At 67.1% G+C, this 20,950-nt stretch carries 18 protein-coding genes; 11 read left to right on the top strand and 7 right to left on the bottom strand.

Annotated elements, in window-relative coordinates; translation table 11 throughout:
* Nucleotides 1–64: 64 nt before the first annotated feature.
* Both NOV74_RS05505 and proB read right to left on the bottom strand, forming a co-directional pair.
* Nucleotides 65–1,381 carry a glutamate-5-semialdehyde dehydrogenase gene (locus NOV74_RS05505; RefSeq protein ID WP_257309979.1) on the bottom strand — a complete coding sequence of 439 codons (1,317 nt, stop codon included), beginning with the start codon at nucleotides 1,379–1,381 and terminating at the stop codon, nucleotides 65–67.
* On the bottom strand, nucleotides 1,378–2,226 hold the full coding sequence (proB, locus tag NOV74_RS05500) for a glutamate 5-kinase (protein WP_257309978.1): 849 nt from the start codon (nucleotides 2,224–2,226) through the stop codon (nucleotides 1,378–1,380). Before proB ends, NOV74_RS05505 begins: the two co-directional genes overlap by 4 nt.
* A 317-nt stretch (nucleotides 2,227–2,543) precedes the next feature.
* Between proB and NOV74_RS05495 the strand changes: the two genes are divergently transcribed.
* The 9 genes from NOV74_RS05495 (at nucleotide 2,544) to NOV74_RS05455 (ending at nucleotide 11,233) form a co-directional block, all read left to right on the top strand.
* Nucleotides 2,544–3,176: a TetR/AcrR family transcriptional regulator gene (locus tag NOV74_RS05495; protein WP_257309977.1), complete on the top strand. Its 633-nt coding sequence runs from the start codon at nucleotides 2,544–2,546 to the stop codon at nucleotides 3,174–3,176.
* Between the two features lie 287 nt (nucleotides 3,177–3,463).
* Nucleotides 3,464–4,879, top strand: coding sequence for a TolC family protein (locus NOV74_RS05490; RefSeq protein WP_257309976.1), 1,416 nt, complete (start codon nucleotides 3,464–3,466; stop codon nucleotides 4,877–4,879).
* 66 nt (nucleotides 4,880–4,945) lie between these two features.
* Nucleotides 4,946–5,953, top strand: coding sequence for an HlyD family secretion protein (locus NOV74_RS05485; RefSeq protein ID WP_257309974.1), 1,008 nt, complete (start codon nucleotides 4,946–4,948; stop codon nucleotides 5,951–5,953).
* A gap of 2 nt (nucleotides 5,954–5,955) precedes the next feature.
* On the top strand, nucleotides 5,956–6,918 hold the full coding sequence (locus NOV74_RS05480; RefSeq protein WP_257309973.1) for an ABC transporter ATP-binding protein: 963 nt from the start codon (nucleotides 5,956–5,958) through the stop codon (nucleotides 6,916–6,918).
* Nucleotides 6,915–7,871 (top strand): ABC transporter ATP-binding protein, encoded by a 957-nt coding sequence (locus NOV74_RS05475; RefSeq protein ID WP_257309971.1) that lies wholly within the window; start codon nucleotides 6,915–6,917, stop codon nucleotides 7,869–7,871. Before NOV74_RS05480 ends, NOV74_RS05475 begins: the two co-directional genes overlap by 4 nt.
* The gene (locus NOV74_RS05470) at nucleotides 7,868–8,992 is read left to right on the top strand and encodes an ABC transporter permease (RefSeq protein ID WP_257309969.1); all 1,125 of its coding nucleotides are present in this window, start codon (nucleotides 7,868–7,870) and stop codon (nucleotides 8,990–8,992) included. Before NOV74_RS05475 ends, NOV74_RS05470 begins: the two co-directional genes overlap by 4 nt.
* An 11-nt stretch (nucleotides 8,993–9,003) precedes the next feature.
* Nucleotides 9,004–10,131, top strand: a complete 1,128-nt coding sequence (locus NOV74_RS05465) for an ABC transporter permease (protein ID WP_257309968.1) — start codon at nucleotides 9,004–9,006, stop codon at nucleotides 10,129–10,131.
* Between the two features lies 1 nt (nucleotide 10,132).
* On the top strand, nucleotides 10,133–10,573 hold the full coding sequence (locus NOV74_RS05460; protein ID WP_257309967.1) for a hypothetical protein: 441 nt from the start codon (nucleotides 10,133–10,135) through the stop codon (nucleotides 10,571–10,573).
* Between the two features lie 27 nt (nucleotides 10,574–10,600).
* Nucleotides 10,601–11,233, top strand: a complete 633-nt coding sequence (locus tag NOV74_RS05455) for a hemerythrin domain-containing protein (protein WP_257309965.1) — start codon at nucleotides 10,601–10,603, stop codon at nucleotides 11,231–11,233.
* Between the two features lie 55 nt (nucleotides 11,234–11,288).
* On the opposite strand, the gene NOV74_RS05450 is transcribed toward NOV74_RS05455, so the two are convergent.
* Together NOV74_RS05450 and NOV74_RS05445 are read right to left on the bottom strand one after the other, a co-directional pair.
* Nucleotides 11,289–12,698: a pyridoxal phosphate-dependent decarboxylase family protein gene (locus NOV74_RS05450; RefSeq protein ID WP_257309964.1), complete on the bottom strand. Its 1,410-nt coding sequence runs from the start codon at nucleotides 12,696–12,698 to the stop codon at nucleotides 11,289–11,291.
* A 5-nt stretch (nucleotides 12,699–12,703) separates the two neighbouring features.
* The gene (locus tag NOV74_RS05445; protein WP_257309963.1) at nucleotides 12,704–13,747 is read right to left on the bottom strand and encodes a M28 family peptidase; all 1,044 of its coding nucleotides are present in this window, start codon (nucleotides 13,745–13,747) and stop codon (nucleotides 12,704–12,706) included.
* Nucleotides 13,748–13,861: 114 nt separating this feature from the next.
* Between NOV74_RS05445 and NOV74_RS05440 the strand changes: the two genes are divergently transcribed.
* Nucleotides 13,862–14,260, top strand: a complete 399-nt coding sequence (locus tag NOV74_RS05440) for an OsmC family protein (RefSeq protein WP_257309961.1) — start codon at nucleotides 13,862–13,864, stop codon at nucleotides 14,258–14,260.
* A 290-nt stretch (nucleotides 14,261–14,550) separates the two neighbouring features.
* Here NOV74_RS05440 and NOV74_RS05435 read toward each other — a convergent pair whose 3' ends face one another.
* From NOV74_RS05435 to NOV74_RS05425, 3 genes are all read right to left on the bottom strand, one after another.
* Complete coding sequence (locus NOV74_RS05435) at nucleotides 14,551–15,834, bottom strand: ABC transporter permease (RefSeq protein ID WP_257309960.1); 1,284 nt, start codon at nucleotides 15,832–15,834, stop codon at nucleotides 14,551–14,553.
* A 2-nt stretch (nucleotides 15,835–15,836) separates the two neighbouring features.
* Nucleotides 15,837–17,063 (bottom strand): ABC transporter permease, encoded by a 1,227-nt coding sequence (locus NOV74_RS05430; protein WP_257309959.1) that lies wholly within the window; start codon nucleotides 17,061–17,063, stop codon nucleotides 15,837–15,839.
* A 103-nt stretch (nucleotides 17,064–17,166) separates the two neighbouring features.
* On the bottom strand, nucleotides 17,167–18,387 hold the full coding sequence (locus NOV74_RS05425) for an efflux RND transporter periplasmic adaptor subunit (RefSeq protein ID WP_257309958.1): 1,221 nt from the start codon (nucleotides 18,385–18,387) through the stop codon (nucleotides 17,167–17,169).
* Between the two features lie 145 nt (nucleotides 18,388–18,532).
* On the opposite strand from NOV74_RS05425, the gene NOV74_RS05420 reads away from it, so the two are divergent.
* On the top strand, nucleotides 18,533–20,944 hold the full coding sequence (locus NOV74_RS05420) for a TonB-dependent receptor (RefSeq protein WP_257309957.1): 2,412 nt from the start codon (nucleotides 18,533–18,535) through the stop codon (nucleotides 20,942–20,944).
* Nucleotides 20,945–20,950: the final 6 nt, after the last annotated feature.

Raw genomic sequence — 20,950 nt, 5'->3', positions numbered from 1 at the left:
GTTAAGATTACCAGCCCAGGCCATGGGCTCAAGTTATAGAACCTTATATATCAATAACTGATGGTTATGAGCCAGTGGTGAAATCAAGATGCTTGAACGGTCGGGCGGAAGGGCCGGCATAGTCCTCCACGCAGTGTCCATGCCCGAGGAGGAGGTACCGGTAGCTGAGCAGGCCTTCGAGCCCCACGGGTCCGCGGGCATGGATGCGGCCGGTGCTGATGCCGACCTCGGCCCCGAACCCATACCGGTAGCCGTCGGCGAAGCGGGTGGAGGCGTTGTGGAAGACGCCGGCCGCATCGACCTCAGCCAGGAAGCGGGCAGCGGCCGCGTGGTCCTCGGTCACGATGGCTTCCGTGTGGCCGCTGCCGTGGGCGCGGATGTGGGTCAGGGCCTCGTCGAGATCCGCCACCACCTTCAGGGCCAGGATGGGGGCGCCGTATTCCGCATCCCAGTCGGCTTCCATGGCCTTCCCGAGCGTGGGTACAAGGGCCAGGCAGGCGGGACAGCCGCGCAGCTCCACGCCCCGGGGAACGAGATCCTCCACCAGGGCCGGCAGCAGGCGAGCCGCGGCCCAGCGGTGGATGAGGACCGTCTCCACCGCGTTGCAGGCCGCCGGGTACTGCAGCTTCGCGTCCCGCACCAGGGCCACGGCCATGGCGGTGGCCGCGGCCGCGTCGAGGTACATGTGGCAGACCCCATCCGCGTGACCCAGCACGGGGATGCGGGTGGCGGCCTGGAGGCTCTGCACCAGCTCCCGGGAGCCGCGGGGAATCACGAGATCTACCAGGTCGGGACGCTGCAGCAGAGCCGCCACAGCCTCGCGATCCGGCAGGCCCTGGACCGCGGGTTCGGGTAGCCCCTCCTCCACCAGCGCCTGTCGGACCAGGGCCAACAGCGCGGCATTGGAATGGCGGGCCTCGCTGCCACCCTTGAGCAGCACGGCGTTGCCGCTCTTGAGGGCCAGGGCGCTGATCTGGATCAAGGCGTCCGGCCGCGCCTCGAACACCACGCAAAGCACGCCCAGGGGGCAGGTGACGCGGGTGAGTTCGAGGCCGTCATCCAGCAGCCGATGCAGCTGGACCTGGTGGAGGGGATCAGGCAGGGTCGCGACCGCGCGGACCCCCTGGGCCATCGCCGCCACCTTGGAAGCATCCAGGTGGAGGCGCTGGAGGGTGGCGGCGGGGAGGCTGTCTCCAGCCGCCCGGATATCTTCGGCATTCGCCACGAGGAGGGCAGGTGCCTGACGCTCCAACAGGTCGGCCAGCCGAAGAAGAACCGCCGAACGGACCTTGGAGGGCGTGGTGGCCAAACGACGGGACGCATCCCTCGCGCCCTGGGCCATGGCCTGGATTTGAAGGGGGCTCAAAGAGGCTTCGCTCATGACTGGACTCCCCTGGGGCCGGCGAGGAAAAGGGTGCCAATGGATTCGCCGGCGAGGATCTGATCGAGCACTCCGATGGTAAGGCCCGAGGCCAGCACCACGGGTACGCCAGCCTGGGTGGCGGCTCGGGCCGCCGCCACCTTGCTGACCATGCCGCCCCGGCCACGGCCCGAGGTGCCCTCGAGCGTGACCTGAAGATCGGCGCCGAAGGGGATCTCAGCCAGGGGCGTCGCGTCCGCATGCAGGCCCGGGTTCCGGGTGTGCAGGGCCGTCACGTCGGACAGGAGGACCAGGAGATCGGCCTCGAGATGGGCGGCCACCAGGGCCGACAGATGGTCGTTGTCGCTGAAGATGGGGTTACGACCCGGAGAAGGGCGCTCCAGCTCCAAGGTGGAGACGGTGTCGTTCTCGTTCAGCACGGGGATTGCCCCCAGTTCCAGCAAGGTCTCCAGCGTGCGCCGGAGGTTGCCGTGGCGGAGGGGATCGGCGAAGTCGTCCTCGGTGAGCAGCACCTGCGCCGCGCACAGGCCCATGCGCGCGAAGCCCTCCTGGTAGATGGACATGAGCTGGCCCTGCCCGGCCGCGGCGCAGGCCTGTTTCTGCGACAGGCCTTCGGGCTTGATGCCGAGCTGTCGGGCTCCAAGGCCCACCGCGCCTGAAGACACCAGCACGGGTTGCGCCCCCCGGCGGTGGAGGGCGGCCACGGTTTCCATCAGGCCGTACAGGCGGCTCAAGGCCGGTCTGCCTTCGGTATCCACTACGACTTGCGTGCCGAGCTTCAGCACGATGCGCTTCGCCCGGGCGAGGTTCGCCCGGCCGAGAGAGGCTTCCGATCGATGGGTCATGGGAACTGCCGAAAGAAAAACCCCCGGGCTGGTGGGCACCGGGGGTGAAGTGAGCGGATCGGCTTGGCGACGGGCTCAGATCCCTCCCACCGGCGCACCGGGGATGGGCTGGCTGGGGATCGGGTTGAGGGTCGCGACAGGAATCATGGTCTGCCAAGTGTGCCGACGGAGGCTGGAGGGCGCAATGGGAATCCTTCGGACCAGGCCAGCCGGCCGTGGGGGGCTTCGATGAGCCGTCCCGGGCTTGACCGCGGGGGATCTTGCTAGGATCTCTTCACCGGCGAGCCGTTCGCTGGCATCGGAAAGGACCATCACCCTTGACCCCTGTTCGGCGGGAGACGACGGCCAAACGTATCGAGATCGCCGATGCTGCCCTGCGCGTCATCGGCGAGAAGGGCATTGCGGAGCTGACCTTCGCCAACCTGGCGGCGGAGCTGGGGGTGACTCCCGGGGCGCCTTTCCGGCACTTCAAATCCAGGACCGAGATCCTCGAAGAGGTGGCCGACCGGGTGGTGGACCTCGTCGGGTCGGCCTTCCCGGACCCGCAGCTGCCGCCCCTGGAGCGCCTGTCGCGGCTCTTCCTCGCCCGGGCCGAGGCGGTGGGGAAGAACCTGGGGATCGCCCGCCTCATCTTCTCCGACCAGTTCGCCAAGGCCCTGCCGAAGGATGCGGCCGCCAAGCTCCGGGGCCTGGTGGGGCACACCCGCGGGTACCTTCTCGACATCTTGAGGGAGGCCGCGGATGCGGGCCTGGTGCGGCGGGACATTGCGGCCGAAGACCTGCTGGTCACGGTCCTCGGGACCCTCCAGCACCTGTCCTTCCTGATGGCCCTGCCCAAGGATGGCCTGGGATTCGAGCGGCCGGACCCGGCGAGGGCGCTGGATACCCTGCTGACCCTGCTCAAGCCCACGGCCCCGGCCGTTCGCACAAGGCCTGCGCGAAAGGCCTGAGGCCGGCCCGCCGGCACCCGCTGTGATCTGGGGCAGGAAGCCGGGGCCTGGCCACCCGTGGGCGGGAGCCTGCCCCTCGGGGGTCTCCTGACGACCGCCGGGTCGTCTGTTAATCATAAATATATTTAATATCAATATTTATTTAAAAAAGAAAACAAAGGTAAACAAAAAAGGTTGAAGTAAGTAAATTTTTATTTACTCTCAAATCCGGGCACGGCCGAGGTCCTCCCCGGAAGCCACCCGGTCCGGCGCCAGCCGCCCCCCCCCACCCTTGGATGGAGTCGCACATGAAGATGCCCGCGCGATGGTTGCTCTTGCCGATGGCCCTCCTCGGAGGGATGCAGGCGATGGCCGAGGAGCCGCTGACCCTGTGGGAGGCGATGCGGCGGGCCGCAGAGGCCAACCCTGCCATCCGCAGCCGGCAGGTCGAGGTGGCGCGCCAGACGCTGGAGCAGGACATCGCCCGCGGCCAGCACTATCCCAAGCTCGACCTCTATGGCGGCGTGACGCACTACGGCTACCCGTCGTTGGTCACGCCCATCCGCCAGGCGGGGGTCTTCCCGCCCATGGACAAGGACATCTCCACCCTTGGCGTCACCCTCACCCTGCCGGTCTACAGCGGGGGGAAGCTGGCCGCTGGAGAAACGCTGGCGGCACAGCACCGGGAGGCGGCGGTCCAGGCCCTCCGCAGCAGTGGGCAGGACCTCCTGTTCAACGTGGTGGCCACCTACGCCAGGGCGCTTCATTTCAATCATCTCAGGAAGGCGCTGGATGCCCGGCTGACGGCGCTCGAGCGGGAGGAGAAGGACATCGGCCTGCGCATCGAGCATGGGCGGGCCGCGCGGCTCGAGCTCATCCGGCTCCAGACGCAGCTGTCCCAGGCCCGCCATGACGAGATGGCCATCGCGCAGGGGGAGAGGGACGCCCTTTCCCTGCTGGCCTCGCTCATGGGGGACAGCCGCCCGGCATCGGTTCTGGCCGATTTCGGCGGGACCGCACCGGCGGTCCCGGGCACGGAGGAAGCGGCCCTTGGCCGCGCCCTCCGGCATCGCCCCGACCTCCTGGAGCTTCAGGCCATGGAGAAGGCGGCCGGGGCGAAAACCGACATTGCCCGCGGCGACCGCCTCCCGCAGCTCAACCTGGTGGCCAGGGCGCAGAAGGCCGCGGGAAGCGATTCGACGGTGTACAACGACTGGCAGGCGGGCCTCCAGTTGTCCATCCCGCTCTTCGACGGAGCGGTCCGACGCCGGCGGGTCTCCCAGGCCCGGCTCGAGGAGAGGCGGGTCCAGCTCATGCAAGAGGACGTGCGCAACCGCCTCGCGGCGGAGGTCCAGCAGGCGCGTGGAACCCTCTCCGAGGCGCAGGCAAGGCTGGCGACGGCCCTCCAGGGTGAGTCGGAGGCCGAGGAGGTGCTGCGCATCGAGACTCTGCGGTACGACAGCGGAGAGAGCACCATCACCGATCTCCTGCTCGCGGAGTCGGCCCGGTGGGGGGCCGTGGCCACCCGCCTCCAGGCCGAGTACGACATCGCGGTGAGCCAGGCGCGGCTGCTGAGGGCGGTCGGCGAGCTCGCGCCCGACAGCTTCAAGCCGGTCTCGGCAGATGGAGGCGCGGCCGGGCCCTCGGACCCGGCAGGGGCAGGCCGGCGGGAGGCTCCGGCCACCCGCCACGTGGGCGCGCCGCTTTCGGGGTTCGAATTCTGACCCGCCGTCCTGCCCACGGCCGCCTTGGCGCGTCGCCGGAGCATTCCAACTCGCGAGGAGAGTCCCATGAACAAGAAGAAACTGGTCATCGCAGCCATCCTGGCCTCTGTCCTGGGGGGCCTGGCGATCTGGAGGCTCGGGCCCTGGCATGGCCGGCGGGACGGAGGACCGGTGCTCGCTTCCGGCACTGTGGACGCCACCGAAGTCCTCGTGTCATTCCGGGTGCCCGGGGTCCTCCGCGACCGGCCGGTGGAGGAAGGCAGCCACGTCAAGGCTGGCGACCTGCTGGGCGCGCTGGATGACCGCGAGGCGGTGGCCCGCCTCCATCAGGCCGAAGCCGCGGAACAGGTGGCCCGGGCGCGTCTGCAGGATCTCCAGTCGGGGTATCGCCCGCAGGAGATTGCCGAGGTGCGCGCCCAGGCCGAATTGGCCCGGGCGAACCTGACGAACCTTGAAGCGGAGTCCAGGCGTTCGGAGGCGCTCTACGGGGGAGGCGCCGTCAGCCGGCAGCGCCGCGACAAGGACACGACGGCCGCCGCCGTGGCCGTGGAGCAGTACCGGGCCTCCGAGGAGCGGCTGAAGCTCCTCCAGAGCGGCTACCGGCCCGCGGCCATCCAGGGTGCCCGGGCCCAGCTGGCCGAGGCGCAGGCGGCCGTGGAGGCCGCGCGAGTCCTGCTGGGGGACCTGCGGGTGACGGCACCGGTGGAGGGCATGATCACGCGGACCCACGCCGAGAGGGGCGAGACCCTGGGGGCCGGCCGGCCGGTGGCAACGGTCACGGACATCTCGAGGCCCTGGGTCCGGGTCTACATCCCCGAAAGCCTCATCGGACTGGTCCGCATCGGGGCGCCGGTCCGTATCAAGGTGGACACCTTCCCCGGACGGGAGTTCGCCGGGCGGGTGAGCTATGTGTCCCCACAGGCGGAGTTCACGCCGAAGAATGTGCAGACGCAGGAAGAGCGGGTGAAGCTGGTCTTCGCAGTCAACGTGGTGATGGACAACCAGGACGGCGCCATCAAGCCGGGAATGCCGGCAGACGTCGCCATCGACACCAGCCATGGGGCGGGAAGGTGAGCGTGCCGACCACCTCCCCTCTCCCGCCGTCGGCCGGCATCATCGAGACAGAAGGCCTGGGGCGCGCTTTCGGCGAGCTCTGGGCGGTGCGGGGCCTGACGCTGAACGTCCGCCGCGGCGAGGTCTTCGGCCTGGTGGGGCCGGACGGCGCCGGCAAGTCCACCATCATCCGCATGCTGACGGGCATCCTCCCGCCCACTGAAGGGGCGGCCACCGTGGCCGGCTTTCCCATCGAGGGGGGCGAGGAGCAGCTCAAGACCCGCATCAGCTACATGTCGCAGCGGTTCGGTCTGTACGCGGACCTCACCGTCGAGGAGAACCTGAGTTTCTACGGCGATCTGTACGAGGTCCCCAGGCGGGAGCGCGGCCCCCTGGAGGAGCGGCTGCTGGGCTTCTCGAATCTCACCCCGTTCCGCAAGCGGTTGGCGAGCAACCTCTCGGGAGGGATGAAGCAGAAGCTCGGCCTGGCCTGCGCGCTGATCCACAAGCCAGAGATCCTCTTCCTCGATGAGCCCACCAACGGCGTGGATCCTGCCTCCCGCCGGGACTTCTGGCGCATCCTCTACGCGATGCTCAAGGAGGGGGTCACCGTCTTCGTCTCCACGGCCTACCTCGACGAGGCGGAACGCTGCTCAAGGGTCGGGCTCATGCATGGCGGCCGCATGATCCAGTGCGACACGCCCCAGCGGCTGAAGCAGGGGATCCCCGGCCGGTTGGTGGAGCTGGAGGCCGGCCAGCCCCGGGCTGCGCTCGAAATCCTCTCGGGACGGTTCGACAGCGGCCACGTCAGCCTGTTCGGAGGGAAGCTCCACCTCTATGCCGACAGCGAGGAGGAGGTGGCGCAGGCCCTGGCGGCCCTGGGCGAGGCGGGCATCGAGGTGCTCGGAGCGAAGAGCATCCCGCCGACCCTGGAGGATGTGTTCATCCAGCAGGTGACGCATACCCCTCAGGAGGCCGTCTCATGAACCGCGAAAACGCCGTGGAGGTCAAGGACCTGACCCGGACTTTCGGGAGCTTCGTCGCGGTCGACCGCCTCACGCTGGAGGTCGGGCGCGGAACGGTCTTCGGGTTCCTGGGGCCCAACGGAGCAGGCAAGTCCACCACCATCCGCATGCTCTGCGGACTTCTCCTGCCCACGTCGGGCGAAGGCCGCGTGGCCGGGCTCGACGTGATGACCGAGTCGGAGGCCATCAAGCGGAGCATCGGCTACATGTCCCAGAAATTCTCGCTCTACGACGACCTCACCGTGGAGGAGAACATCGACTTCTACGCGGGGCTCTACAGCGTCCCGAAGGACCGGCGCCAGGAGCGGAAGGCCTGGGTGCTGGAGATGGCCGGCCTCGCGGACAAGCGCCGCACCCTGACGAGAACCTTGGCGGGGGGATGGAAGCAGCGCCTGGCCCTGGGTTGCGCGGTCCAGCACGAGCCGCCGATCCTGTTCCTGGATGAGCCCACCTCGGGGGTGGATCCCCTGTCGCGCCGCCGGTTCTGGGACCTGATCGCCCAGATGGCCCGCCGCGGCACGACGGTGTTCGTCACCACCCACTACATGGAGGAGGCGGAATACTGCGACGAGCTGGCCCTGATCTACCGGGGCAAGATGATCGCCCGGGGCACGCCCCACGAGGTGAAGGTGCTCCTTCCGGACGACATCCTCGAAATCCGGGTGGAGCGGCCCTTCGAGGCGCTGGAACGGCTGGAGGCATCGGGCCTCGTGAGAGAGGTGGCCCTGTTCGGCGGTGCCCTGCATGCGGTGGTCGGCGAAGCGGGCACCGGGGCGCCAGCGCTGGCGCGGTTCCTTGAGGAGCAGGGGTTCGTGGTGGAGGCGATCCAGCCCGTGCCTCCTTCTCTCGAAGACGTCTTCGTCTCCCTGATCGAGCTGGAGGATCGCAGGAATCCGGCGGGGGCGGAGGAATGAACAGGCCTGCCCTTTCCTGGATCCGCCTGGCCGCGCTGGTGAGGAAGGAGTTCATTCACATCTCGCGGGATCCCCGCTCCCTGGCCATGGCGTTCCTCATGCCGATGATCCTGCTGATCCTCTTCGGCTACGCGATCAGCATGGATATCAAGACGCTCGATCTGGCGGTCTACGACCAGGACAAGAGCGCCGCGAGCCGGCAGTACGTGGAGGGCTACCAGGCCTCCGGCTACTTCCGCGTCGCCGGCTCGATCGAGGACTATGCCTCCGCCCGGGCCCAGCTGGATCGCGGACAGGTCCACCTGGCCCTGGTCATCCCGAGCCACTTCGCCCGCGACCTTGAACAGGGGCGGAGCCCCAAGGTCCAGGTGATCGCGGACGGGACGGACGCCAACACGGCCACCATCGCCCTGGGTTATGCGGAGGCGGTCACGAACCGGTTCAGCACGGTCCGGCAGCACGCCACCATCGAGCTGGCCGTGGATAACCGCGTCAGAGTCTGGTACAACCCTGACCTGAAGAGCCGCTGGTTCATCATCCCGGGGCTGATCGCGGTGATCATGTCCGTGATCACCGCGCTGCTCACCTCGCTCACCGTATCGCGGGAGTGGGAGAGCGGGACCATGGAGCAGCTGATCGCCACGCCGGTCCAGCCGATCGAGCTGTTCCTCGGGAAGATGGCGCCTTATTTCGTGATCGGCGTGGCGGACGTGCTGTTTTCCGTGGCCATGGGCGTGTGGGTTTTCGGCGTGCCGCTCCGGGGCAGCTTCCTGTTCCTGCTTGGCGTCAGCTCGATGTTCCTGGTGGGGGGGCTGAGCCTCGGCATCCTCATCTCGACGGTGGCCAAGTCGCAGCTGGTGGCGAGCCAGCTCGCGATGATCCTGACCTTCCTGCCTGCCTTCCTGCTCTCCGGCTTCCTCTATTCCATCGACAACATGCCGCGGTTCCTCCAGGTGGCCACCCATGTGGTCCAGTCGCGCTATTTCGTGGACGTCCTGAAGGCCATCTTCCTCAAGGCCAGTCCGCCGCGGTTCTTGGCCGAGGACCTGGCCTTCCTCGGGCTGTTCGCGGTGGTGGTGTTCGTCGCGGCCCTGCGCAAGTTCAAGAAGAAACTCACCTGAGGGAGAAGACCATGTGGGAGCGGATCTATCGCATGCTGGTGAAGGAGTTCATCCAGGTTCTCCGTGATTCGCGGATGAAGGCGCTGATCTTCGTGATGCCCGTGATCCAGCTGATCATGTTCGGCTACGCAGTGACCACGGATGTGGACCATATCCGGACGGCGCTCTGCGATCTCGACAAGAGCCCGCAGAGCATGGCCCTGATCGAGCGGTTCACCGGGTCGGGCTACTTCTCGTTGGTCGAGAGCACCGATAGGCCCGGCCGTCTGGGCGAGCTGCTCGACCGGAGCCAGGCCACTCTGGCCATCCAGATCAACCCCGGCTTCGCCGATGATCTGCGGGCGGGCCGACAGGCGGTGATCCAGACCATCGTGGATGGCACCGATTCCAATACGGGCACGGTGGCCATGGACTATTCGCTGCGTATCACCCAGGCGTTCTCGCGCGAGGTGGGCGCTCCGGTGGCGCTGGCCGGCCTGGCGCAACCCGGGCTCGCGCCCATCGACCTGCGCACCCGCGCCTGGTTCAACCCGGACCTGAAGAGCCGCTACTTCAACGTGCCGGGGGTGATCGCCGTGATCCTGCTGCTGACATCGCTGCTGCTCACGTCCATGGCGGTCGTCCGCGAACGCGAGATCGGGACCATGGAACAGCTGATGGTGACCCCGATCCTCCCGCTGGAGCTGATCCTCGGGAAGACGCTCCCATTCGCCCTGATCTGTCTCGCGGACGTGCTTGCGGTCACCGCAGTCGGCGTCCTCTGGTTCCACATCCCCATTTACGGGAGCCTGTGGCTCCTGCTGGCGGGAGCCATCCTCTACCTGATGTCCACCATCGGGGTCGGGCTGTTCATCTCGACCATTTCCCACACCCAGCAGCAGGCCCTGATGTCGTCCTTCTTCTTCTATCTGCCGGCGGTGCTGTTGTCCGGGTTCATGTTCCCCATTTCCAACATGCCCCGGGCGGCCCAGTGGCTCACCTACCTCAATCCGCTGCGCTACTTCCTGGTGATCATCCGCGGCATCTTCCTCAAGGGCAGCGGGCTGGAAGCCCTCTGGCCCCAGTTCGCGGCCCTCGCCATCCTGGGGATCGCGCTCCTGTCCATCAGCTCCACGCGCTTCCAGAAACGGATGGCGTGACATGCGCGGCCTCCTTCACGGCATGCGACGTCTCATCGCCTCGGCGGCTCTGCTGCTCTCCCCCACTCTGCTCCGGCCCGCGGATGCGCCGCCCCTGCGCGAGGTGATGGCGGGCCTGGGCCGGCACATGGAGGCCATCACGGCTGCCATCAGCCGCGAGGACTGGCCCTCCGCGTCGGCCGGGGCCGCCCGGATCGCCGGGCATCCCCAGCCGCCGATGTTCGAGAAGATGCGGATCATGGGCTTCGCTGGAACCCGGGTGAACCAATTCAGGGCCTACGACACAGAGGCGCGCCGGCAGGCCCGGGCGGTCGGGGCAGCTGCAGATGCCGGAGACGGCCCTGGGGCCATTCTGGCCTTCGCGAAGCTCCAGGAGAGCTGCCTGGGCTGCCACCAGGCCTTCCGGAAGGCCTACATCCAGCACGTTCGCGGGGCCCGCTGACCCGCACCCGCGTTCCCGGATCAGCCCATGACTCTGACCCTCTCCATCGGAGGCGGCTGGCGGTCTCCGGAATGGCACCACCGTCATCGCAGGAGGAGGGCATCCATGGAGATCATGCACGTTCTTATGACAGAGCACCGGACCATCACGAGAACCCTGGGCCTGCTCGAGCGAGTGGGGCTGTCAGTCCTGGCTGGCGACGCGCAGGCTGTCCTGGACCTAGCCAGCTTGTTGGCATTCTTGCGCGACTTCCTGGAGCAGGGACACTGCCGAAGAGAGGAGGCTGCCTTGTTTCCGCTGATGGAACAGTGTGGAATGGCCTGGGGAAGCGGTCCGTTGAAGGTGCTAGCCGCTGAGCATGCGACAGGGCGCAGGCAGCTCCTGCAGATGCAGAGCCTTCTCGGGGAACTGGACCGTGGGGAGGAGGATGCGCGGGACCAGATCTTTCTAGAGATCCGGTCGTACCGTGACCAGCTGATGGCGCACATGCGAAAAGAGGACCAGGTGATTTTCCCAATGCTGCAGCGCGTGCTTCAGCGGGTCGGATCAGTGAGGAAGGTGGGCTGCAAGGCGTGGGTCCACGAGCCATCCGTGCCCGGAGGGTTGCCGCCGGCCCGGTTTGAGATCCTGGGCTGGCTGGAGGGGCGCTATGGAGGGTGAGGCCGAGAGGATGGTGCCGATTTAGTTCCTGCGGCCGCGCGCGGGCTGGAATGGGTCAGGCCGAGGCCGTCCTAAGGGCCTGCCACAAGGCCTCGACGTGGCGGCGCTCCGTGGTCTCCGCGCCGATGCTCACGCGAAGAATCTGTTTTCCCTTGAGCAGGGAGGGTGTGAGGTAGGCCTTGCCGGCCTCGTTGATGCGGCGGGCGATCTCCAGGTTGTGGATGGCGAGGGCGGTCTCGCCGAGGCCCGGTTGCCGGTGCCGGAGGCAGACGGTCTGGAGGGGCACCGGGGCGAGGCGCTCCCAGTCCGGAGCCGTGTCCACCTGGTCCTTGAGCCACTGGGCATTCGCCAAGTCACGCCGGATGCGGGCCTGGAGACCCTCCACGCCGACATCCATGAGGTAGAACCACAACTTCAAGGCCCGGAACCGGCGGCCCAGCTGGATGTGCCAGTCGCGGAAGTTGCTCACCTGGCCGTCTTGGGCGGTACGCAGGTAGCTGGGGTTGGTGCTCATGACGCGGATGAGGTGCTGGGGATCGCGAACGTAGTACGCGCTGAGGTCGAAGCCCACACCCATCCACTTGTGGGGATTGAACACCAGGCTGTCGGCCCGCTCGATGCCTTTCCACATCCAACGGCACTCGGGCAGCACCATGGCCGTGCCCGCCAGGGCCGCGTCCACATGGAGCCACATGCCGTGCTGCTCGGCGAGGTCCGCCAGGGCGGGCAGGGGATCCAGGGCCGTGGTGGCGGTGGTGCCCACGGCGCCCACGATGGCGCAAGGGCGCAGGCCGATCTCGATGTCCTTCTCGATGGCCGCCTGCAGCAGGTCCAAGCGGATGGCGTGGCCCTCGTCCGTGGGGATGAGGCGCAGGTAGTTGCGGCCGAAACCCGCCAACAGCGCGGCCTTCTCAATGGAGCTGTGGGCCTGGTCCGAAGCGTAGACCACCAAGGGCGCCTCCCCGCTCTGGAGGCCTTCGGTGTTCTGGGCGTAGTCCGACACCTTCTCCCGGGCACAGAGCAGGGCGGTGAAGGTGGCCGTGCTGGCGGTGTCGTGGATGACGCCGGTGAAGGCCGTGCTCAAGCCCACCATCTGGCGCAGCCAGTCCATGACCACTTCCTCGACTTCCGTGGCCGCGGGGCTGGTCTGCCAGCTCATGCCCTGGGCGCCGAGGCCCGACGCCGCGAGGTCGCCGAGGATCGAGCTGTAGCTGGTGTTGCTGGGGAAGTAGGCGAAGAAGGATGGATGGTTCCAGTGGGTGATGCCGGGCAGCACGTCCCGCTCCAGGGCCGCGAGAGCCTGGGCCACGCGACCCCCATGTTGGGGTGGATGGTCCGGGAAGGCAGCCCGGATCTCGCCGGGCTTCACCTGGCTCATCACAGGCAGGCGCTCGAGATTCTCGCGGTAGTCCGCGATCCAATCCACGAGCTGGTATCCGAGGCGGCGGAATTCTTGGGCGTCCATATCCCCTAGTGTGCCCGCTTTGCGAGCCGAGTCACGGTGGCATGCACCCCCTGGACTACCTGGGCCATCCGGGCGTAGTCGAGGCGGTCGGCCGTGTCCCGGTCCGTGTGGTAGTCGGTGTTCCGGTAGAAGGCCGTGTCCGTGACCATGACCGCCGTGAACCCCTGGTCCCAGTAAGGGTAGTGGTCCGAGAAATCCATGCCGGGGACCCAGCGGGGGCCGTTGAGGGATTTCACGGGAAGGGGCGTGGTTCCGCGCATGGCCGCCTTGACCTGCCGGGTCAGGCCGATATCGTCAAACCGCCCGGCCACCAAGAGGAAATTCCCCCGGTCGGGATAGACGAGCTCCAGAAGCGAGGAGGGATAGCGCTGGCTGTGTGGGGCCTCTGTGAAGCGGCCGACCATTTCCAGGACGATGACAGCGGCCACCTCAGCCCCGGTGTCTTTCAACAGGCGGGCGTGCCGGACGCTGCCCATCTCCGGCGTGCGAAAGAAGGGGGGCTCCTCCAGGGTGTAGGCCACGAGATCCACGCGTTGGGCGGGCGCCGCCCGGCCGAAGGCCCTGGCCAGCTCCAGCAGGCAGGCCACGCCGCTGGCGTTGTCATCCGCACCGGGGAGCTCGCCGTGGGCGTCGTAGTGGGCGCCCACGACGAGCCGGGGCCCATCTTCGGGGCCGAAGGTGGCGATGACGTTGGCGGAGGCTCGGCCCCGCACCTCGAAGGCCTGCCGGGAGACTCGGCCCCCTGATTTCTGGAAGGCGGTCTCGATGTAGTCCGCCGCTTTCGCCAAGCCAGGGCCCCGCCAGTCCCTCGGGAGGCAGGCCTCCGACAGGTAGCGCACATGCGCTTCCAGGCGACCCACCTCCACTGGAATGGCCGCTTCGCCCCGCGGCGAGGTAAGCAGAGGCTGCATGACCAGGAGCCCCCCGCCGGCGCCGGAGGCGAGGAAGAAAAGGAGAATGCCCGCCAGGACCTTCCAGCGGCGCAGGTGATCCCACCTCCAGTAGGTCTCCGGTACGGCGGATGCAGAGGGGCTGTCCAGGACAGGCATACCGCTAGTGTCTCCCAGATGGGATGGCCGTGGCAGGGCTTCCAGTGTCCTGCGGGCTGGCGGCCGGGGGGCTCAGCCGGGGATGATGGAGGGTCTGCTTCAGGAAGGAATCTCATGGACATGGTCATCGATTTCCCCGGTGGTGCGCGGGTGGATGCGCACTTCGGCCCCTTCACGGTGCAGACCGATCAGCCCGCCCAAGCGGGGGGCGAGGGCTCGGCCCCCAGCCCCTTCGCGCTGTTCCAGGCCTCCCTGGGCACCTGCGCCGGCATCTACGTGCTGAATTTCTGCCGCCAGCGAGAGCTCCCGACCGAGGGCATCCGCCTCGTCCAGCGGACCATACCGGATCCCGCCACGGGGATGGTGGGGCGCGTGGAACTGGAGATCCTGGTGCCGCCGACGTTCCCTGAGAAGTACCACGACGCCCTCGTGCGCACCGCCAGCCAGTGCACAGTGAAAAAGCACATGGATCATCCCCCGGCGTTCAGCGTGAAGACCCTGGTCGAGGGCTGAGGTAGATCACGGAGAAAGGTCTTTTTGCCACCGATTTCAGTGATTTCAGTGATGAAAAGATAAGGCCCTGTCCTTGGCAGAATGGGCTCCTTGGCGGGCGCCAGGGCCACGCCCTCTTGGGGGTGCGCGACCATGGCGCCCACCAAGACTTCCGGCGAAGCCGGAAGCGGCCTACGGCCGGCCCCTGCGGTAAGCATTCGAGGCCCCATCACCGCAATCACTGAAATCGATGGCTGAACAAATCGCCCGAGTCGGCCACGGCTTTGAGGTTGTTCTCGCCCGACAGTGGCCTACTCGTAGCGGAGCGCCTCGATGGGATCCTGTTTCGCGGCCTTCAATGCGGGCCACAGCCCGAAAATCAATCCCACCGCGGTGCTCACGCCGAAGCCCAGGATGATGCTCCAGAGGGGCGCGGCGGCGGGGAACTCGAAGACCAGGCGCACCAGCATGGCGATGCCCAGGCCCACGGCGATGCCGATGGCGCCGCCCACGCCCGTGAGGCTGATGGCCTCCACCAGGAACTGCATGGCGATGTCTTTGCGGGTGGCGCCCAGGGCCTTGCGGACGCCGATCTCGCGGGTGCGCTCGGTGACGCTCACCAGCATGATGTTCATCACGCCCACGCCGCCGACAAGAAGGGCGATGGCGGCGATGAGGACCATGGCGCCCGCGATGCCGCCGGTGATCTGCTGGAAGGTCTTGAGCTGGGCCTCGCTGGTGAAGATGGCGAAGTCGTTGGGTTGGCTGGCCTTCAGGCCCCTGCGGGCACGGAGGATGGCCACTTCCTGGTCCATCATCTCGTACATCCGCTTCGGGTCCTTGGGGACCGTGGCGATGTGGATGGTGTCGCCACCGCCGTTCTTCACCTGGGGGAACATCTCGTCGAAGGTGCTGATGGGGATGATCAGGATGTTGTCGGCGTCGCCACCGAGGAAGCTGCCCTTCTTCTCCAGCAGGCCGATGACGTTGAAGGCCACGCCGTTCACCAGGACCGTGCGCCCGATGGGGTCCTTCTTGCCGAACAGGGCCTCGGCCGTCTGGGGCCCGATCACGCAGGTGCGGGCGGTGTGGGTCACATCGGCATCCACGAAGAACCGGCCGTCCTGGATGAAGGCGTTGTTGGAAGGTGCGTAGTCGGGATTCGTGCCCACGAAGGTGGGGTTGTTGCCCTCCTGGCCCTCGGGCGTCTTGACGGTGAGGTTGGCGGCATCGTTGCCGAAGAGGTAACGCTCCTGGGATACGGACGCGGCCAGGGTGGCTGTCTCTTTGAGGGCTTCGGCATCCTCGATGGTGAGGTCGCGTCGACGCTTCTGGTCTTCAGGCAGGCGTCCGCCGCCGAAGCGCGGCTCATATTTCTGGAACTGAACCAGCGTGGTCCCGAAGCTGGAGAAGCTGTCGGTGACCGCGTCGTTGAAGCCCGAGACGAAGCTCACCATGGCGATGACCGTGGCCACACCCGCCACGATGCCCAGCAGGGTGAGGAAGCTCCTCAGCTTCTGGGCCACCATCGCACGCATGGCGAACCGCACGTTCTCGGTGCCGATGCCCCTGAATCCCACCTTCCGCCTGGTCATGCTCACTCCGCCCGGATCGCGTCGATGATGACGAGGTTGGAGGCCCGGTAGGCCGGCAGGAAGCCCGCGGCAAGTCCCACGAGGGTGCTGAGGAGGATGCCGGTGAGCACGATGCCGGGCGTGATCTGGGCGGGGAAGTCCGCCAGGGCCCGGACGGTGAAGGCGCCTGCGGAACCTACCAGCACGCCGATGACGCCGCCCGCGGCGGACAGCAGGGCGGCCTCGAGGAGGAACTGGTGCCGGATGTCGCGCTTCCTCGCCCCGAGGGCCATGCGGACGCCGATCTCCTGAGTCCGCTCCACCACGCTCACCAGCATGATGTTCATGATCACGATACCGCCCACACCAAGGCTCACGCTGGAGATGAGCATGAGGAGGATGAAAGCCGCGCTGCTGATGGTCTTCCAGAGTTCCTGCAGGCTCTCCTGCGTGAGCATGCCGAAGGGGTCGGGGCTGCGGAAGCTGGTGTGCCGCATGGCTCGGAACAGAGCCCGGACCTCATCCATGGAGGCATCCAGGCCTTCCACGCCGTTCCTCGCCTTGATCTGGAGTTCCAGGCTCTCGTTCGAGGCCATGAAGTTCTTCCGATAGACCTGCAGGGGGATGTAGATGCGGCCGTCCTGGTTGAAGCCGATGCTTCGCCCCTGCTTGGGCATGAGCCCGATGATCCGGAAGGGGAGGCCGCGGATCAGGACCGTCCGGCCCACCGGGTCCAGGTGGGGGAAGAGTTCTTCGCGGGTATCGGCCCCGATGACGGCGACGTTCGTGGCCGCATTGTTCTCGTTCTCCGTGAAGAACCGGCCCGCCTCGAAGTCCAGATTGAAGAGGTCCGCGAAGTTGGGGGTGATCCCGATCACGGCGATGCTGTCCAGATGCCGAGTCCCACTGTTCACTGGCATCGCGTTGCCCGCGGCCGCGGAGACCTGGGAGGCTTCCTTGAGGATGCCGCTGGAGAGCCGCTCGTACTCCTGCCAGGTGATCGGCGGACGCTTGAGGGCGTCGATGAACTCCTTCCGGCTGCGGATGATCCCGAACTTCTGGACGACGTAGACGTCCGGGGCCAGGACGATGATCTTCTCCTTCACGTAGGTGTTCAGGCCGGAGATCACGCCCACCACGGCCACGATGGTGGCCACGCCGATGATGACGCCCAGCAGCGTGAGGAAACTGCGCAGGGTGTGGGCCCGGATGGCCCTCAGGGCGGCGCGGAGGAGTTCGAGGGGAGTCATGGGGGGTCCGGTTAGACCGATGGGCGGGCTTGGCCCGACCAGGAGGTGGGGGTCCGGGGGGACATCGTGAGCGAAGCGAACAGGCGGTCCCCCTGGATCATGATTAGGCCTTGGCCTCGTCCTTCTTCTTCGCCTTCTCGACCCGGACGGCCTCGCCGCCCTTCAGGTCACGCAGGGCGCGATTGGGGCCGGTGATGAGGGTTTCGCCGCCCTTGAGGCCGGAGAGCACCTCCACGGAGAGGTCGCCCATGAGGCCGGTCTTCACGGCTGCGAACTTGGCCTTGCCGGCCTCCATCAGGAACACGCCCTCTTCCTCGCGGGGGGCGCCGGGCTTCCGGGTCTCACCGGGCTTGAGCTTGATCTCACGCATCACCAGGGCCTGGAAGGGGATGGCCAGGGCCTGGTCGCGGCTGCCTGTGTAGATGTCCGCCTGGGCTGAGAGGCCGGGCTTGATGGTGAGGGGCGGATCCTTGATCCAGACCTTCACCTTGAACTTGGTGGCCTCGTTGACGGTCAGCTTGAGGATGGGGCTGCCGCCCACCTCGGTGACCTGGCCCTGGAACGTCTGATTGGGATAGGCGTCGATGCGGACCTGGGCCTCCTGGCCCTGCTTCACGCTGGGGATGGAGGCTTCGTCCACTTCCATTTCCGCCTCGACCTTGCTCATATCAGACACGGTGAGCAGCACGGTGCCGGGCTGGTTCTGGATGCCGGGCACGGCGGTCTCACCCAGCTCGATCCGCCGTGCTGTGACCACGCCATCCATGGGCGCGGCGATGGTGGAGAAACCCAGGCCCACATGGGACTGGCTCACGTTCGCCTTCGCCTGGTCCGTCCGGCGGCGAGCGGTCTCCTGGGCAGCCTGGGCGGTCTCAAAGGCGGTCCTGGCCCGCTCGAAGTCCGCCACGGAAATGATGCCTGCGGTGCGGTTCGCCTTGGCGCGATCAAAGTCGGAACGGGCCTGGGCGAGGTTGGCGGTCGCGGAGATCAGATCCGACTGGGCCGCGTGCAGATTGGCCTGCATGGCCTCCGTGTTGGCCCGGGCACTGCGGGGGTCGATCTCCATGAGGAACTGGCCCTTGTGGACACGGTCCCCTTCTTTCACAGCCAACCGAGTGACCTGACCCATGATGCTTGCCGAGATATCGGCCTTGGTCACCGCCTGGATCTTGCCGTTCGCGCTCACCTTCGCCTGGAGGTTCTCCCGACCCACAGTGGCCACCTGCACGGCCATGCCCTTGTCGCGCATGCCGGCAATGCTCAGGCCGCCGATCAGTACGACCGCCAGCCCCCCACCGAGGATCCACATCTGCTTCCGGGTCATGTCAAAGGCCTCCCCAACGGGCTGGATTCATCTAATCTTCGCGCAGACAGACAAGGGGTTTAGTGGCCCTGTCGATCATTAATGAAATCAATTTCTATTGACCATCTTCGTCAATTAGAAAATGATTTCATCTGGAGGATCTACTGTGGCGCACCGCTCCCTCGGCCCCACCATCTTAGCTTTCCTTGTGGCTGGGCCCGCATTCGCCGCAGCCGCCGGTAGCGGGACGCTCACGGGGCGGGTGACGGATGACCAGGGCCGGCCTGTGGCCAAGGCCCAGGTCCGCCTGGAAAACCGGGTCTCCGGGTTCCACCTCGACGTGGTCACGGATGGTTCAGGGGTCTACACGGCCTACAACATCCCGTTCAGCGACTACCACCTGGAGGTGGCGGCGCCGGGGATGCAGGAGCTGCATCAGAACCTCTCCGTGCGCTCGAACCTGCCCACCCGGCTGGACCTGAGCCTGAGGGCCGCCCAAGCTTCGGCGACGGTGGCGGTGGAGGACACCGTGTCTCTGGTGGAGGCCCACCCTTCGGCCCACATCGATATCGACCACTCCACCATCGAGAAGATCCCCACCTCCGTGCAGAGCCGGGCCATGGAGAGCATCCTCCTCACCACCCCGGGCTTCATCCAGGACGAGAACGGGCGGTTCCATTTCCGGGGCAGCCACGGGCAGGTGACCTACGTGGTGGATGGCGTGCCCATCACGGATCAGGTGCAGTCCACCTTCTCGAACTCCCTGGACCCCTCCCAGGTCGAGAGCATGGAGGTGATCACCGGGGGCGTGAGCGCCGAGTACGGCGGCAAGCCGGCGGCGGTGGTGAACCTCACCAGCAAGTCCGGCCTGGGTTCGACCCAGGCGTTCCAGGGCGATGTGTCCATGGGGGTCTCCCGGTTCAGCACCCGGGAGCTGTCGTTCGGAGCCCGGGGCGGGACGGCCGCCTTCGGCTACTTCGTGACTGCCACCACCTCGGCGAGCGACCGGTTCCTGGATCCCGTGAACTTCGAGAACCTGCACAACCACGGGACGACGAATCGCCTCTTCAGCCGCTTCGACTGGCTCCTGGGTGCCAGCGATGTCCTCCGCTTCTCGGTCAGCGGGGGCCGCACGGACCGGGACGTGGTGAATCTGGCCTCCCAACAGGCAGCGGGCCAGGATCAGCGGGTCCACAACACGGACGCCAACCTGAACCTGGGGTGGACCCACCTGCTGGGCGCGGACCGCAGCCTGGACGCGGCGATCTTCTACCGGGGCTCTACCTCCCGCCTGGACCCCACCCGGGACCTCCAGCCGGGCTTCAGCAACGGCGGGCCGGACACCCCGGTCTGGCTCCGCTCCGACCGGCGCCTGGATAACCAGGGCGTTCTGGTCGGGTACACCCAGCGGAACGGGAACAACACCCTGAAGCTCGGCCTCCAGTACGTCCGCTATCCCCTGCATGAGCGGTTCGATCTGGCCATCACCGATCCGTCGCAGGTATCGGGTCCTGCCGATCCGCTGTATCCCTACACCGCCGCTGGCGGGGGCAACATCCTGCGCTTCGCGGACGGATTCGTGCCCTCCCTGGCCTCGGCCTACCTCCAGGACGACCTCAAGGCCGGTCGCTGGACGCTCGCCGCAGGCCTGCGGTACGACAGCTACAAGGGCCGGAACTTCACCCAGAACGAGCTGCAGCCCCGGCTGGGTGTCACCTACACGCTGCCCGGCACGGGCACGCTGGTGCGGGCGGTCTACGATCGGCTGCTCATCACGCCGGAGAACGAGAACCTGGCCTTCTCGACTTCCCAGACGGCCTGGAGCCTGGTCACCCAGTCGGCCTCGGCCGCGCCCCAGTTGCGGGGCGAGACGCAGGACAGTTACCTCCTGGGCCTGGAACAGCAACTGGGCCAGGTCGCACGGGTCAGCCTGGACTACTGGTGGAAGGACAGCCGCAACGCCGCGGACAACAGCCAGTTCCTGAACACCGGGATCCTCTTCCCCATCTCCGCCTGGAAGGGCCGGTTCCATGGGATGGACCTCCGGGTGGATACGGTCGTGCTCAAGGGCTGGTCCGCCTATCTGAGCGCAGGCACCGTCCGTACTCTCTTCTATAGCCCGACCATCGGGGGCCTGGATTCGGCCAACCCCACGGTGAACGGTCCGGACGGGACGCCCTACCTCATCGACCACGACCAGAAGCTCACAGCCCAACTCGGGGTGCGCTACGAGCAGGGTGGCTTCTTCACCCAGGCGTCTCTCCGCCACGACTCCGGCCTGGAGGCGGGCGATCCCACCACGGTCGCCGGGAATCCGGACTATGCCTTCGGCATCCCCTATGTGCGGGCCGAGCACGACAGCCTGGTGGGCCTGAACTACCGCATCAAGGCGCGGACGGTCCTGGACCTCAACGCTGGGCAGGAGTGGAAGCTGAAGCGCGGGCGGCGCGTGTCCGTGGGCCTGGACCTGCTGAACGCCACGAACGAGAAAGGTCTCTACAACTTCCTCAGCACCTTCGGCGGCACCCACGTCATCCCGCCCCGGACCTTGGCGGCCCACCTCAAGCTGAAGTTCTGAGGGCGG

Source organism: Geothrix fuzhouensis (genome assembly GCF_024609325.1).
GTDB lineage: Bacteria > Acidobacteriota > Holophagae > Holophagales > Holophagaceae > Geothrix > Geothrix fuzhouensis.
This window is presented reverse-complemented; position numbering and strand designations above follow the sequence as displayed.